13 protein-coding genes are annotated in these 14,997 nt (G+C 37.8%); 1 reads left to right on the top strand and 12 read right to left on the bottom strand.

Annotation, left to right across the window (positions count from 1 at the left end):
• Positions 1-151: 151 nt before the first annotated feature.
• Entirely contained in the window at positions 152-1,381 is a 1,230-nt protein-coding gene (locus tag ADJ83_RS06890; RefSeq protein WP_031540352.1) for an IS110 family transposase, read from the bottom strand.
• Between the two features lie 427 nt (positions 1,382-1,808).
• Here ADJ83_RS06890 and ADJ83_RS06895 point away from each other — a divergent pair, with 427 nt between their 5' ends.
• Positions 1,809-2,858, top strand: a complete 1,050-nt coding sequence (locus tag ADJ83_RS06895) for a lactonase family protein (RefSeq protein ID WP_031539191.1) — start codon at positions 1,809-1,811, stop codon at positions 2,856-2,858.
• Positions 2,859-3,097: 239 nt separating this feature from the next.
• Here ADJ83_RS06895 and ADJ83_RS06900 read toward each other — a convergent pair whose 3' ends face one another.
• The 11 genes from ADJ83_RS06900 to ADJ83_RS06950 all read right to left on the bottom strand — a co-directional run bounded on the left by ADJ83_RS06900 (position 3,098) and on the right by ADJ83_RS06950 (position 14,720).
• Positions 3,098-3,808 carry an ABC transporter ATP-binding protein gene (locus ADJ83_RS06900; protein WP_031539192.1) on the bottom strand — a complete coding sequence of 237 codons (711 nt, stop codon included), beginning with the start codon at positions 3,806-3,808 and terminating at the stop codon, positions 3,098-3,100.
• A gap of 13 nt (positions 3,809-3,821) precedes the next feature.
• Positions 3,822-4,598, bottom strand: coding sequence for an ABC transporter ATP-binding protein (locus tag ADJ83_RS06905; RefSeq protein WP_031539194.1), 777 nt, complete (start codon positions 4,596-4,598; stop codon positions 3,822-3,824).
• Between the two features lie 30 nt (positions 4,599-4,628).
• Positions 4,629-5,861 carry a branched-chain amino acid ABC transporter permease gene (locus tag ADJ83_RS06910; protein ID WP_031539196.1) on the bottom strand — a complete coding sequence of 411 codons (1,233 nt, stop codon included), beginning with the start codon at positions 5,859-5,861 and terminating at the stop codon, positions 4,629-4,631.
• Positions 5,862-5,870: 9 nt separating this feature from the next.
• A complete protein-coding gene (locus tag ADJ83_RS06915) occupies positions 5,871-6,848 on the bottom strand; it encodes a branched-chain amino acid ABC transporter permease (RefSeq protein ID WP_031539197.1) in 978 nt (325 codons plus the stop codon).
• Positions 6,849-7,189: 341 nt separating this feature from the next.
• Complete coding sequence (locus ADJ83_RS06920; RefSeq protein ID WP_031539198.1) at positions 7,190-8,383, bottom strand: branched-chain amino acid ABC transporter substrate-binding protein; 1,194 nt, start codon at positions 8,381-8,383, stop codon at positions 7,190-7,192.
• A 674-nt stretch (positions 8,384-9,057) separates the two neighbouring features.
• Positions 9,058-9,579, bottom strand: a complete 522-nt coding sequence (locus ADJ83_RS06925) for an acyl-CoA thioesterase (RefSeq protein WP_031539199.1) — start codon at positions 9,577-9,579, stop codon at positions 9,058-9,060.
• Positions 9,580-9,603: 24 nt separating this feature from the next.
• On the bottom strand, positions 9,604-10,962 hold the full coding sequence (locus ADJ83_RS06930) for a HAMP domain-containing sensor histidine kinase (RefSeq protein WP_197030902.1): 1,359 nt from the start codon (positions 10,960-10,962) through the stop codon (positions 9,604-9,606).
• Between the two features lie 64 nt (positions 10,963-11,026).
• Positions 11,027-11,719, bottom strand: a complete 693-nt coding sequence (locus ADJ83_RS06935; RefSeq protein WP_031539201.1) for a response regulator transcription factor — start codon at positions 11,717-11,719, stop codon at positions 11,027-11,029.
• Between the two features lie 117 nt (positions 11,720-11,836).
• Positions 11,837-13,015, bottom strand: coding sequence for an ABC transporter permease (locus ADJ83_RS06940; RefSeq protein ID WP_031539202.1), 1,179 nt, complete (start codon positions 13,013-13,015; stop codon positions 11,837-11,839).
• Positions 13,012-13,713, bottom strand: a complete 702-nt coding sequence (locus ADJ83_RS06945; RefSeq protein ID WP_031539205.1) for an ABC transporter ATP-binding protein — start codon at positions 13,711-13,713, stop codon at positions 13,012-13,014. The genes ADJ83_RS06940 and ADJ83_RS06945 overlap by 4 nt, the downstream gene beginning before the upstream one ends.
• Positions 13,713-14,720: an efflux RND transporter periplasmic adaptor subunit gene (locus ADJ83_RS06950; RefSeq protein ID WP_048717298.1), complete on the bottom strand. Its 1,008-nt coding sequence runs from the start codon at positions 14,718-14,720 to the stop codon at positions 13,713-13,715. The genes ADJ83_RS06945 and ADJ83_RS06950 overlap by 1 nt, the downstream gene beginning before the upstream one ends.
• Between the last annotated feature and the right edge of the window lie 277 nt (positions 14,721-14,997).

A 14,997-nucleotide genomic window follows, 5' to 3' on the forward strand; every position in this document is an offset into this window, starting at 1 on the left:
AAAAGTCCTGCGGTAATATGTCAAGTACCAAAATCTAAGGAATTGGAAATTGTAAGCCAACCAATACCTAAAAAAGACAATACTTAAGAAACCCAGTAAGATATTAAACCATTTACTGGAAAATATTGAAGGATTTAGGATGTTTTATCCTTTAGTTATTCACCTTCCTTCTTGGCGTGTAGACTTGATCGTTGCGTAGCAGCGCATCGACCAACCGCACAAGTTTTCTTGCCGTTAAGACGAGTGCTCTTTTGTGTTGATGCTTAGGAACCTCACGATATTTTTTCAGGTAGTATGCCCGAAATTCAGGTTCATTTCGTTGAACCGAGTTGGCAGCTTCAACAAGGTAATAACGAAGAAATCTATTTCCTGAACGTATCATTTTGGTTTCCTCAGCTTGGAACTTTCCTGATTGATTCTTGGACCATGTAAGTCCACTATATTTGGCAATGGAAGCTTGGTTATCAAAGCGATCAATTTGTCCAATTTCGGCTAAAATACCAGCGGTATAGACTGGGCCTATTCCTGGAATCGTCTGTAAGGTATTAGGGATACCTTCTAGAAGCTTTTGGATGGCTTTGTCAAGTTCTTTAATCTGTTTAGTTATACTACGGATGGACTCTATTGAAGTCCCTAATAATAGGTCGATAGAATCTTCCACACACTTTGATAATCGGTAGGAAGATCTCGCAGCCTTTTGAATGGATTTCGCCACACACTCGGCGTCAGTAAAGCGATTTTTGCCCTTATCTTGAAGATAATTCGCAAGTTCTTGAAGATCCATTGAGCTAATTTCATCTAAGCTATATTGTTCAAGAAATAGCTCTAACATGGCATTTCCAAAAACCGAACTATCCACTTCAGTCGTAAAGGAACTACACTTATAAAATAAGTGTTGCAGAAAATATTGCTTTTCTCGCGTTAGGTTGTGAACGAGATGATATCTCATTCTTGTCAACCTTTGAAGAGCAATAAATTGTTCCTGCATCACCGCCGTTAGTGGAAGACGTCCAAACCGTAAGCGATCTGCAATAATCCAAGCATCGACTTGGTCTGTTTTATCCAGGTCAACATATGACTCTTTAAATTTTTTAATTAGTTTTGGATTAATAGTAAAGACTGTTGTTTTAAATTCTTTAAGAGATTCATCCTCGTGAAAAAACATAGCAGGATGCCAACTATAGACTGAAGTGGCCTCCATCCCGATTTGAATCTCGGAAATTGAGTTACTTTGGGCTATCTTGACAATCTGATCTTTCAGATAAGATGCCCCAGTCAAATTGTTGTCAACAGTGAGAGCAGTTAATGCTTCTCCTTCAAAATTCATGACACAAGCTTTCATATCTTGAGAGCTAACGTCTATTCCAACAAATAATTTCATGGTGGCTAACCTCCTTTCAATCTAGGATCAAGGGAAGGACTCTTCGGGATATCCCCAGTGTACTTGTCGGTCAATCACCCTCGCGTATTAGAACTCACTTTGGTCCATGAGCTGCCTGGAAGCTGCAACTTCCAGCATGGGCTGCCAAAGGGAACAGCCTGCGGGTTAGAAGTTCGAACAAGGACTGGGGAGACAGACTTTTGTAGTAGTCAAAGCTACAGGAGATGATAGAAATCCCCCAAATGATCCTAAGACCATTATCTAGGGACATCACGAAAAGTCCACCCTTTGGAAAACTTTTTCAGATAGTGGGGGGCTAGCCCCCCACTATCTGAACTAACATCTATAGAATTATCAAAGAACAATATTTTAATTGGAAATTACCTCGAAAGAGGACTATAAACTTACTATACGAGGAGATCTGTTTATGACAAAATTCACTGGCTACATTGGCACATATACAAAGAAATCGAGTAAAGGTATTTATTCCTTTGTACTAGACACAGATGCAAAAAAAATCACGGATGTTTCGCTTGCAGCTGAAATTGAAAACCCTACCTATTTAACAATCACAAACGATAATCAGCATTTATTTGCAGTCGGCAAAGAAGGCTCTACAGGTGGAGTTTCTGCTTATTCTATTAGTGCTGACGGAATTCTCTCTCTCATTAATCGCGAATATTCAGAGGGAGCATCACCCTGTCATGTAAGTGTAGATGCTGATAAAACAATCGTTCTTTCTGCAAATTATCACAAAGGAACTGCGGAATCCTACTCATTAAATACAGCAGATGGTTCATTAAATCGTGTGGCATCTATTATTGAACATACTGGGACAGGCCCTAATACTGCACGCCAGGAAAAACCGCATATGCATTTCGCTGGTTTTACTCCAAATGATCAATACGCAGTCTCTGTTGATTTAGGTACAGACCGCGTAGATACTTACAAGCTCGTCGATAATAAGCTAGAAGAGGTTAGCAGTTTGTCTGTTAAACCTGGAAGTGGTCCAAGACATATTGCCTTCCATCCTAATGGTAAATTTGCTTATGTCATGACAGAATTAAGCAATGAAGTTATTGCTTTATCCTTTAACTCCGAAACAGGAGCATTTGAAGAATTACAATATATCTCTACTTTACCAATTGATTTCACAGAAAATAGTCAAGGAAGTGCAATCCATCTTTCTTCCGATGGAAACTTTGTATACGCAGGTAACCGCGGACATAATTCCATTTCTATTTTCCAAGTTAATAGTGAAACTGGCCAATTAACCTTTATCGAACGAACTTCAACAGAAGGAAACTGGCCAAGAGATTTTGTTTTGGATCCAACAGAACAATTCCTTCTTGCATCAAATGAACAGTCTGACACTCTTACTTTATTTGAGAGAGATTCTGTTACAGGAAAACTTACTCTATTACAATCAGAAATAGAGGCACCAGAACCAGTTTGTGTTAAATTTTTAAATAATTGAGAAAAGCGAAGGGCAACCGTTTAGGGGCGTGTGGGGTGGAAAAATTGTTCCTGAGATAAAGGAAACATGAAGAGCAATAGCGATTCAATGTTGACTTATCGAAAGGGAAGGTTGAGTAGCCCATCAGCTCCTAGATGCCCGGTGCTAGACAGCAAATTGACTTCAGAAAACTTTACATTCTTAACGTCAAGAAGGAGGCGGCGGATAGCCTTCTCCTTTATTTACAGTCTAAGGTTTTTTTAAGCTAAATATGCTTCCTGAACTTGTTTATTCGTAATGAGCTCTTCTCCTGTTCCTTCTAGTACAATCTCTCCTGTTTGAATAACATATCCTCTACTTGCAATTTGCAATGCTTGGAATGCATTCTGTTCCACCAATAATATCGTCATCCCTTGTTTATTAAGCTCTTTGATAATTTCAAAGATTTGCTCCACAATAATAGGAGCAAGCCCCATTGATGGTTCATCTAACATCAGCACCTCTGGCTGCATCATGAGTGCTCGACCAATTGCAAGCATTTGCTGCTCTCCGCCACTCATTGTTCCACCTTTTTGCTCCACTCTTTCTTTTAATCTAGGAAAATATTCAAACACTTTTTGCATTCTTGTTTCAATTAATTGTTTGTCTTTTACTGCAAACGCTCCAATTAATAGATTCTCTCGTACCGAAAGCTTTGGAAAAATCCTTCTTCCCTCAGGCACTTGTGAAATGCCCATCACAGCTGTTTTATGTGCTGCTATATTAGCAATATCCTTTCCATAATAAAGAATGCTTCCCTTTTTTATCGGCACCTGCCCACTAATGGATTTAAGCGTTGTGGATTTTCCGGCACCATTGCTTCCTATTAGTGTTACAATTTCTCCTTTATTCACATGTAAGCTTATTCCTTTTAAAGCTTGAATTCCACCATACCAAGCTTCGATTCCTGTTATTTCTAGTATCTTTTCCACGCTGCTACCCCCTTTAAGCAAGTGATACCGCTCCTTTTCCTAAATAGGCTTCGATTACTTTAGGATTGGAACGAATCTCTTCAGGACCACCTTCTGCAATTTTCTCTCCATGATCTAGTACGATGATATGATTGGAAATTTCCATGACTAGCTTCATATCATGCTCTATTAAAATAATCGTTAAATCATATTTCTTACACATATCTTGAATTAAATTTGTTAATAACCTTGTTTCCTTTGGGTTCATACCAGCAGCAGGCTCATCTAATAATAAAACGCTAGGCTTTGTGGCTAAAGCACGAGCAATTTCTAATCTCCGTTGTGCCCCATAGGACAAATTTCCAGCTGCTTCATTTAATAGATCAGCAAGCCCTACATATTCTAATATCCGGTATGCCTCTTTCATCGCTTCCTCTTCTTCATGTCTTGCCTTTGGTAATTGAAACAATGTTCCAATCAAGCTTCCTCTAATATGGTTATGCATACCGACCATGACATTTTCCAATACTGTAATATCACTGAATAGACGGATATTCTGAAACGTTCTCGAAATCCCTTGTCTTGCCACAACATGAGGCTTAAATCCAGCAATCGATTTTCCAGCTAGAACTATTTCTCCAGACGTTGGTTTATATACACCTGTTATCATATTAAAAAAAGTAGTTTTTCCAGCACCATTTGGACCAATTACAGCTGTAATCGAATTTTTTTCGACTGACATATCAATATTGGCATTCGCTACAAGTCCGCCAAAAGTTTTGGTTAATCCTTTCACCTCGAGTATATTCACTTGATGCCCCTCCTTAAGCAATTTAGTAGATTATTGTTTTTCCGCTATGCTCTCTTTTAATTTCTTTTCATTAAATTTCTTGTTTTTAGCAGGTATCAATCCTTGAGGACGATATAAGGTCATAACAATTAAAAGTGCACCGAAGATAAATCTTTGCATTTTTGCTGGAGATAAGGCATCTGGAATAGTTGTCACTTGACTTAACCAACCAGTTAATTCTGTTAATACCTGTAAATTCAAAATCGTAACAACTGCAGCTCCCAAAATAACGCCTGGTACGCTTCCCATTCCTCCTAAAATAACCATAACTAGAATAGTCGTAGATTCTAAGTAGGTGAAACTTGTAGGATCAACAAACATCTGCTTGGCAGCAAAGACAACTCCCATCATTCCAGAGAAAGAAGCTCCGATAGCGAATGCTGTTAATTTTGTTTTTACAAGGGGAATTCCCATTGCTTGTGCCGCAATCTCATTTTCTCTTACCGCTTTCCATGATCTCCCTAACTTTGTATGCTCCATTCTAGTAACTGCATAAATAACAATAATGAACATAACTAAGACAATATAATAGAATTGATTTGGCTGGGCTAAGGTGATGCCAAATATTTCAGGCTGTTGAATGCTTGGAAGCCCCATTGCTCCATTTGTTATGTTTACTGGCTTATCTAAGTTATTAAATACAATTCGGATTATTTCACCAAAGCCTAAGGTTACAATGGCTAAATAATCTCCTTTTACCCTCAGAACAGGAATCCCTAATAATACACCAAATAATGCTGCTACAAATAACCCGATTATGATAAAAAACCAAAAGCTGTTTCCAGACAAAGGATAGGTTCCAAAAGGCATGAAATTATTTGCCTGCGCACTAGCAAAAATACCATATGTATATGCTCCTACAGCAAAAAATGCTACAAATCCTAAATCAAGCAAACCGGCAAGACCTACTACAATATTTAAGCCTAGTGCCATACATACATAAATTCCTACCATTGTTGCTACTTCCATATAAGCCTGATAGGAGGGCCCTTGACTAGCTGAAACGGGCAACACAATTACTAAAATAAGTAAGGCTATCCCCCACTTCATTTTATTTCCTAGATTCATATAATAAAGAATCAGAAGTGACAATAGTAGAAGTAAAAAGGCAATAACTGATTTTTGCGAAAGGGCTAAAGCTGCAGTAGTAACTAATACATAGGCAAAGAAAAGAATGATTTGGGCCACTTTATTTGTTTGGATTGTTTTGATCATGTTAGCCATCTTTTCCACCTACACTTTCTCTGCTACGGCTTTGCCAAATAAGCCTTCTGGTTTAAAAATAAGAACGATAATCAATATGGCAAATGCAACAACATCTTTATATTCTGCGCCCATAATACCACCTGTTATAATGGAAAGATTGGCAGCAGTAAACATTTCAATTAATCCAATGAGCATACCACCGAACATTGCCCCACGAATATTTCCAATTCCGCCAAGTACTGCTGCTGTAAATGCTTTAAGTCCTAGTATAAATCCTATATAAGGATCGATTGTTCCATACTGCACTGCAAATAGTACGCCTGTTGCACCACCTAAAGCAGATCCTACAAAGAAGGTCACGGAAATTACTTTGTTCACATTAATGGACATTAAGGAGGCAGTATCTCGATCTTGGGCAACTGCTCTCATTGCCATGCCCCATTTTGTTTTATTAACAAAAAAGTCTAATCCAACCATCAAAATAACCGCGACAATAATGACAACTAGAAAGGAACTTTTGAAGCTTGCTGCATGGGAACCGAAAATAGATCCGATGCTAATCTTATCGGTGAACAGACTTGGTGATGTTAAAATATAATTCCCTTTGAATAATTCTGTGATAAAACGAACGATATCCTGTAATAAAAAGGAGATACCAATTGCTGAAATAAGGGCAATTAGCTTTGGCGCCTTACGTAGCGGGCGATAAGCAACTCTTTCAATTCCCATTCCTAAAAATCCTGTTAGCAGACTTGTAAATAGGAGCATAATAATTAATGATATAACCGCAGGTAACATGGATGTCCATCCTAAGCTTGTTAAAACGATTAAGATACTTGTCCCAATGAATGCTCCTGTCATAAATATTTCTCCGTGAGCAAAGTTTATTAATTCTAATATTCCATAAACCATTGTGTATCCTAATGCAATAACGGCATATACGGCTCCTAATGTTAATCCATCAATTAAAACTTGCGGTAACGTTTGTAAGATTTCTGTTAGCATTTTCTTCCCCACACTTTTGATTTAATTGTGTTTAGTAGATAGATAGGAATTATCATGAAGCCCGTTGATTTCCGCTACAGACACTTGCTTTCCGCGGGAGGGATGGGAGCCTTCTCAGCTTCGCCTGTGGGGTCTCCCATTTCCCTCATTTCCCGCAGGAGTCAAGGTGTCTTCCGCTCCATCAGCTCAGCAATATTAACGTCAATGAGCTTGGCATTTATAGTTACTATCTATCTACTAGAATATATATTCAACCTAAATTGGTAGACTTTCTTAGTTATGTAATGCTTGTAAAAAATAGAAAGGGTACAGGATGATCCATACCCTTTCTATGTTCTTGCTTATTGGCTGATTTCATCCTCTAAATTAGCTGGATATTTTGCTTCGTCAAATTTGTAGATAAAGATTTTCGCATACTTGTTATCGCCTTTTTCGTCAAATCCAACTTCTGTTACTACCCCTTTGTAATCTTGTGTTTCACGTACAGCATTTGTTACATCTTCACGTGATGGTAATTTGTTATCATTATCTTTAATAGCTTTCTCAATTCCTGCTAGCAATACGGCAGCTGAGTCGTATGCATATGCTGAATAGGATTCAATGCTTTTGCCAAAAGCTGCTTGATAGTCTTCAGCGAATTTCGTTCCTTCTTCTGATTTTGTTGTGTCTCCAGCAACAGAAGTAAGGAATGTATTTTTAACAGCATCTCCAGCAATTTCCACAAAAGTAGAAGAGTCTAAGCCATCTCCACCCATGAATGGGATATCTAGTCCTTTTTCACGAGCTTGTTTAACAAGGATTCCCCCTTCTGCATAAAGACCTCCAAAATAGATTAAATCAGGCTTTTTAGAAGCTACTTGGTTTAACACACCATTGAAGTCTTTTTCCCCAACTGTAATTCCTTCATATCCAACAATTTCTGCTCCTAGCTCTTCTGCAGCAGCTCTAAATGCATCTGCTAGCCCAGAACCATATGCTGTTTTATCTTGGACAACAAAAATTTTCTTTGCTCCTAATGTTTCCACCGCATATTGTGCACCTGCTGGACCTTGGAAGTCATCGCGAGCTACAACCCGGCTAACGGTTTTTAAACCGCGATCTGTATAATCTGTTGCTGTACTTGCAGGAGATACACTTACTAGATTATTTTTCTCATATACTTCAGATGCTGGGATGGAAACACCTGAATTCAAGTGTCCCACTACGCCTAATACGGATTGATCTGCTACAACTAAGTTAGCATTCGCCACTCCTTTTTTCGGATCTCCCTGATCATCTTGTGCATCCAATTTAATTTCAAAACCTAACTCAGCAAATTTGTCCTTCTGTTGATCAATTGCTAGTTGTGCTCCTAGTTTAATTGCTTCTCCTAAAGTTGCACTTCCTCCAGAAAGTGGAGATTGTGTAACAATTTTGATTACTTTATTGTCACTAGATCCTTCACTATCAGAGTTTGCATTTGAAGCACAGCCACTCATAAATCCTAGTGCCAATGTTGCTGTCATAGCTAAAGAAAGTACTTTTTTAGATAACATAGTTTGCCCCCTATAATTGTTTTTATCTATGAAGCTCCGGGAGATTTTCCCAATTGCTCCTGTTCCATGTATGGATTATAATCCTCTTCTAGACAAGTGTCTTTAATTTTGTCAGATATTCTGACACTATTTTTTCTAAAAAGTTAATATATTCTGACACTTTTCTTAGTATTTCGAAATTATTTGCAATAATAGCAACGTTTCTTCTATTTATTCGACTTATTGTTGTGGTGGTAAGTTTATAAATGGTAAAGAGGGAGGAAGATATAGTTATAGAGTCGGCTGAGAGAAAAGGTAATAAGTAGATTATGCAAAATGTGGGGGTTTTAAGTGGAAGAATTCGCTTTGTAAAGGGCGAAAGTGAATAGTTTTGATGCTAAATTGACTGTTTTATAGTTTTATTAGCGATATTCTAGTATTTATATTTAAGATTAAGGGAATCAGAGCTTATAATGAATTGGTTATGGTATGAATCTAGCTGATATCAGCTAATCTTGCACTGATATCAGCCAAACTCGGCACTTTATCAGCAAAACTTATACCGATTTCAGCCAAACTCGGCACTTTATCAGCAAATCCAGCACCATTTCAGCCAAACTCAACACTTTATCAGCCATTCCTTACCATTTCAGCCAAACTCGGCACTTTATCAGCCATTCCTTCACTAGGTCAACTTACCCCCAAGGCATTTCTGTACTAATAACATTTGCAAATGCTTTACTATGCTCTCTTCTATCTTTTCGGATTTTAACACGCTGCTCCGCTGTATTGTAGAGCATTGTTTCTTCCTCTGATTGCGGAATAACCTTGGGAATACGCTGTGGCTTGCCATTTTCATCTAAGGCAACAAAGGTTAAGAAGGATGTTGCTGCAAGTCTTCTTTCGCCTGTTTTTAGGTTTTCAGCTATTACCTTCACAAATACTTCCATTGAGGATTTACCTGTATGTGTTACATATGATTCTAAGCATACAGAATCAGTAGGGCTAATAGGAAATAGAAAATCAACAGAGTCTGTTGAAGCGGTAACTACATCACTTCTTGAATGCCTAGATGCTGAAATAGAAGCTACATCATCTATATAACTCATTAGCTTTCCACCAAATAATGTATTATGATTATTTGTATCAATAGGGAATATTCGGCTTGTTTTAACTACCAAAGATTCCTTGCAATATTTTTCTTGTTGAACCATCATCTCCGAACAACCCCTTCCTTTATTTTATGCAAGTAATGGAAATTGCAATAAAAATATTGTAGAGGAACCTTCTGAATTTTGTAAAGATAAATGCCCTCCTTGTGCTTTTGCTAAAAGAAGGCTATATGGTAATCCTAAGCCTAGGCCACGCTCGATATCTTTCTTATTCTTTCCTCGATAGAATCGTTCAAAAATATAATCCTGCTCATCTTCTGGAATACCATAGCCATTATCCTCTACCAAAATGTTTACATTCTGTTGGTCATAGGTTAGGCTGATGGTTATTTTTCCATTTTGCTTTCCCTTGATTGCATGTAAACTATTATTTAATAGATTGACGATAATTTGCTGAAAACGCACACTATCTAGCATAGCATAAAGCGGTTTCTCTGGATTTACAAAGGTTATCTCCGTAGTTGCTAAAGCGCCTCCATGGACAATTTCCCATTGATAAATAATTTCCTTTAACGTGGCCTGTACATTTAGCTTTTCCTTATTCACTTTAATCGAACCTGCACTAAAGCTATTAAAATCTAGTAAATCCTCCACCATATTCTGCAGTCTTCCCGCTTCCTTCAAACTCATTGTTAAAAATTGTTTTTTCTTATTATCAGGTATGACATTGTCATTTACAGCTTGTATTAATGCACTAATAGAAGTGATCGGTGTCTTTAATTCATGGGTGACACCTGCTAGTAATTGGGTCCGCAAACTTTCTAATGCATAGAGCCTTTTTGTCATTTCATTAAACGATAAAACCAATTGGTAAAGTTCTTTTTCCTGCACATCTTCATTTAACTTAATATGATAATTTCCATTCATTAAATGTTGGGCAGCACTGGCAACCTCTTCTACGGGCTTTGCTAGTTTTTTAGACAAGAAATAAATGACAAACCAGCCAAGAAATGCTAAACTCAGCAGCAATAATCCTAGCAATTGATATTCTTCTTTATTTAAATGTTTTAGCTGATTATGAGGCTGAATAATATAGACAGAACCTATTTGCTCCCCTCCATTTATAATGGGAGCAATGACAACAGATGCTCTTTGCTTATTCCATAGCGTTACTTTTTTAATGGTTAATTCACTTACTAAAGGCAAAGACTCAATCAGCTGCTGACTTTCTAGAGAACTTAGAGGAAAATTCTGATTCAGAGAACGGACATTTCCTGAAGTATCTTTAAGAAAGGCATCTAGTGGCTGTCCTTCATTAATAAATTTCTGTCTATCCTGCAAAAACGGTAGCCGAATATCTTTGAGCCTTCCTTCCTCCATCTCATTGGCATGCTCCGCTATTTCCTGGGCAACTAATTTTGTTAGTTCTAGGCGATTCTCCAATGCATTATGGCGAATCCATAATATAGAGACAATGCCAATAATCAAGAGGCCCCCACATAATGTGAGCAAATACCTTTTCGTCCAATAATAAAGAAGAGGCGTTTTTTCTTTATTGTTTTTCCTGAATATAAAATTGATAGCCAAGTCCCCGTAATGTTTTAATTTCGCCATCTTTCGGATCCCACCCATTTAATAATTTCCTTATTCTTTTAATCGCCAGGTCAACTGCCCGATCACTCCCATCATAGTCTCTTCCCCACACATGGTCTAGAAGCTGATCCCTTGTAAAGGTTTGGTTGGGATAACTTGCTAGAAAGAGAAAAACAGCAAGATCACGAGGGGTAAAGGGAACCTCAATTCCATTAAGAAAAACCTGATGTGACACATAGTTGATTTTTAAATCACCATAGTATTTAACACGCTCATCATCGTCTTGATAATGAGAAGACCTTCTTAAAACCGCTTGTACACGCGCAATAACTTCCTCTCCTACAAAGGGCTTTGTTATATAGTCATCAGCCCCATTTTCAAATCCTTTTAACTTCTGTTCTGTATCGGATAAGGCAGTAAGCATAATAACTGGACATGCTGATTTCTTCCGAATATAGGATAGGACACCCCAGCCATCCAAATAGGGCATCATGATATCTAATAGGATTAAAGCGGGCGTTTCCTCTTCAAGCTTTTGTAAAGCCTCGTCTCCATCATACGCATAATCCACATCGTATCCTACGTTTTCTAAATATGCTCCTAGAACCATGGAAATTGCTAGTTCATCTTCTACAATTAGAATTTTTTTCATCTACTTTTTTCCTCATGCTTTATTTTTTCCTAGTGAAATCCATTATACCGCTAATTTAAATAATAAAAAAATAGATCAGACCTTTTCTGCTAACAGATGGCTGATCTATTCCTTTTATTATTGATATCTTAATGCTTCTAGTGGACTTAAATTGGAAGCCTTGTTAGCTGGGAAGATTCCAAATATAACCCCAATCAAGACAGAGAAACTAACCGACCCTCCAACTACCCACCAAGTAATCTGGGAAGTCATATCTAATGTACTAGACAAAATTTCTGCGCTTCCTATTCCAATAGCTGCTCCAAGAATTCCACCTAACGCGCTAAGTACAATTGCTTCAATTAAAAATTGGAGCATAATGTCTTTTTTTCTAGCACCGATTGCCTTTCTAATTCCAATTTCCCTTGTTCTTTCCGTAACCGAAACAAGCATGATATTCATGATTCCAATTCCCCCAACAATTAAGGAAATACTCGCAATACCGGCTAATAATAAGGTCATTGTATTAGAAACAGAATCCAAAGCCTCTGACACAGAAGATTGATTTCGCACAGAATATAAAGTTTCATCTCCATCAAACTGATTGTATAATTTCTGCTTCATTTTTGCCATTCCCATTTCTACTGAATCCTCATCCGTCATCAATACAGTTGCTGATGTAACGTATGTTTGTCCGATAAAACGCTGTGCTGTTGTAAATGGGATAAGAACGGAATCATCAACCGATCCAGTTAACTCTTCTCCTTTTTCTGCAAGCACGCCGATTACTTTATATGTTGTCCCATCAATTTGAACCGTTTGATCGACTGGATTGGTGAATCCGAATAATTCTGTTGCTACATTATACCCGAGGACTACTACTTTATTGCGATTGTCTAAATCAATATCCATCACATTTCTTCCTGACTGTACAGTAATATCCTGCACGGTTTCATAAGAAGTCGTAACACCAGTAACGGTAACACCAGAACTTGATGTTGTTCCATTTTTAAGTGTACTAGAAGTTGTGACTGTTGGAGAAACTGCCTTCACTTCATCATATTCCTCAAACGACATCAGTTCATCAAAATCTACAACCTCTTCATCACTCGAATTTCCTGAAAGATTGACAGAAACGGTTGTCGTTCCTAACCCCGAAATTTCATCGGAAACGGAATTAGAGGCTCCCATTCCTAATGAGGTTAATGCAATGACCGCTGCTACACCAATGATGATACCAAGCATGGTAAGCACCGCTCTTAATTTATTCATTGTAATATTTTTAAAAGATATCTTGATTGCTTGTCCTAATCTCAAGAGACAACTACCTCCTTTGTCTCTGCTAACCGGCCATCCTGAATGCGAATAACTCGCTTCGCCTGTTTCGCAATTTCTAAATCATGGGTTATTAATATAATGGTATGCCCTTGTCTATTTAGATCTTTCATTAAATTCATTACTTCTACTCCTGTTTTACTATCAAGGGCTCCAGTAGGCTCATCAGCAAGTAAAATCGGAGGATTCCCAGCAAGAGCACGGGCAATTGCCACGCGCTGTTGCTGACCGGCAGATAATTCTGTTGGTTTATGTCCTGCTCTTTCTAATAGTCCTACTTTTTTCAAAGCTTGTAAGGCAATTTCTTTTCTTTCCTTACTACCAATTCCTCTATAAACCAATGGTAATTCTACATTTTCAAATGCAGATTGTTTGGTTAGAAGATTAAAGGATTGAAAAATAAAACCGATCTTATGATTTCGAACCTCTGCTAACTGTTTGCTTTTTAAGGAGAAAACATTTTGTCCGTCTAAGTAATATTCCCCAGAATCTGGAGTATCTAAGCAACCAATCATATTCATGAGCGTTGATTTACCAGAGCCTGACGGACCAATAATCGCAATAAAATCGCCTTTATTGACAGTGAAACTAACATTATCTAATGCAGTAACCGTTTCTCCTCCAAGCGTATACTCCTTCTTTACATTCTTTATCTCAACAAGTGCATGCTGTTCAATCATTAATTTCCACCTCCAAATCCACCGGAAGGCATTCCGCCACCTTGGCCTCCTTCTGGCATCTGACCTCTACCTTCACCACTTGGCATTTGGCCGCCGCCAGGGAACATACCTTGTGTCTCACTATCACTTGATGATTCAAATGTTGGCAGTACAACAGTTGTTCCTTCCTCTAAACCACTCTTTATCTCTGCTACCTCAGTATTTTCAAGTCCTACTTCAACTGTTTGTTTAGTAGATTCAGTTTCTGTTGTTCCATCTTCATTTGTTGTTGTTCCAGATGCCACTAGCACATAATATTCGTCATCTTCCTTCTGTACTGCTTCAATCGGAACAGTGATGACATCTTTAGCTGTACTTGTTGTGATAGTTGCTTCTGCTGTCATACCAACTAATAACCCACTAGGCTTGCTTATTTTGACCGTTACAGCATACTTAGCAACACTAGTATTATCGCTATTTGCTTCTTTCGCAACACTTGTTACCTTTCCAGTAAATTCTTTGTCTTCAAGTGCGCTCACGCTTATACTTGCTTCTTGTCCAACCTTCACTTTAGAAATATCTAATTCATCTACATTTACAACCATTTCTAGATGATCATAATCCGTAACAGTAACGACTTCTGTTCCCATCGATACATTTCCATCTTCCTCTACATTCAAGGCAGTAATTTCACCAGAAAAAGTAGCTTCAATTGGATCAAGTGTATCATCTTCAAAAGTTACTAGTTCATCACCTTCTTCTACTTCATCCCCAACTTCGACTAGCACTTCATCAACAGTTGCGTTGCCTGTAGAAGTATAGGTTTCTTTATTAATGGTTGCAATGCTTCCTGTCCCACTTATCTCTATTTCTACATCACCAGTTTCAGCAGTCGCCGTTTGGGTTCTAACCTGTGCTCTTACTTCTGTTTGATTATCATTTGTAAAATAATAATAAGATCCAATTCCTGTACCTATTACTACTACCGATACTCCACTAATAATCCACTTCTTTATACTTTTTTTCATCTTTTGCTTCAACCTCTTTCTATTCTATTAAAATAATTATTTATTCGTCTGAATGTCTTGTCCTGCTGCTTACAAGTAATAGAATAAAAAAGAAATGTGTCAGGAATAAGTCAGGGGGAAATTTATTTACAAAAAATTTTTCGTTGGTGAAAATAGTTTACATTTTTTTGGGGATGATGACTCTGGGGAAGTAGTGGTGGAGCTCTATTACCTTTTCCTTCTTTTCTCCTTTGCTTTGGGCTTAGAGAACGGCTCTCTGTTACCTTTTTCTCCTTTT

Origin of the sequence: Bacillus sp. 522_BSPC, assembly GCF_001076885.1 — a bacterium.
Classification (GTDB): Bacteria; Bacillota; Bacilli; order Bacillales; family Cytobacillaceae; genus Niallia; species Niallia hominis.

Excerpts from the sequence above, each read along its gene's own strand:
- ADJ83_RS06950 (WP_048717298.1), bottom strand. The coding sequence starts at position 14,720 with ATGAAAAAAAGTATAAAGAAGTGGATTATTAGTGGAGTATCGGTAGTA.
- ADJ83_RS06890 (WP_031540352.1), bottom strand. The coding sequence starts at position 1,381 with ATGAAATTATTTGTTGGAATAGACGTTAGCTCTCAAGATATGAAAGCT.
- ADJ83_RS06945 (WP_031539205.1), bottom strand. The coding sequence starts at position 13,713 with ATGATTGAACAGCATGCACTTGTTGAGATAAAGAATGTAAAGAAGGAG.
- ADJ83_RS06895 (WP_031539191.1), top strand. The coding sequence starts at position 1,809 with ATGACAAAATTCACTGGCTACATTGGCACATATACAAAGAAATCGAGT.
- ADJ83_RS06935 (WP_031539201.1), bottom strand. The coding sequence starts at position 11,719 with ATGAAAAAAATTCTAATTGTAGAAGATGAACTAGCAATTTCCATGGTT.
- ADJ83_RS06915 (WP_031539197.1), bottom strand. The coding sequence starts at position 6,848 with ATGCTAACAGAAATCTTACAAACGTTACCGCAAGTTTTAATTGATGGA.
- ADJ83_RS06910 (WP_031539196.1), bottom strand. The coding sequence starts at position 5,861 with ATGGCTAACATGATCAAAACAATCCAAACAAATAAAGTGGCCCAAATC.
- ADJ83_RS06925 (WP_031539199.1), bottom strand. The coding sequence starts at position 9,579 with ATGATGGTTCAACAAGAAAAATATTGCAAGGAATCTTTGGTAGTTAAA.
- ADJ83_RS06920 (WP_031539198.1), bottom strand. The coding sequence starts at position 8,383 with ATGTTATCTAAAAAAGTACTTTCTTTAGCTATGACAGCAACATTGGCA.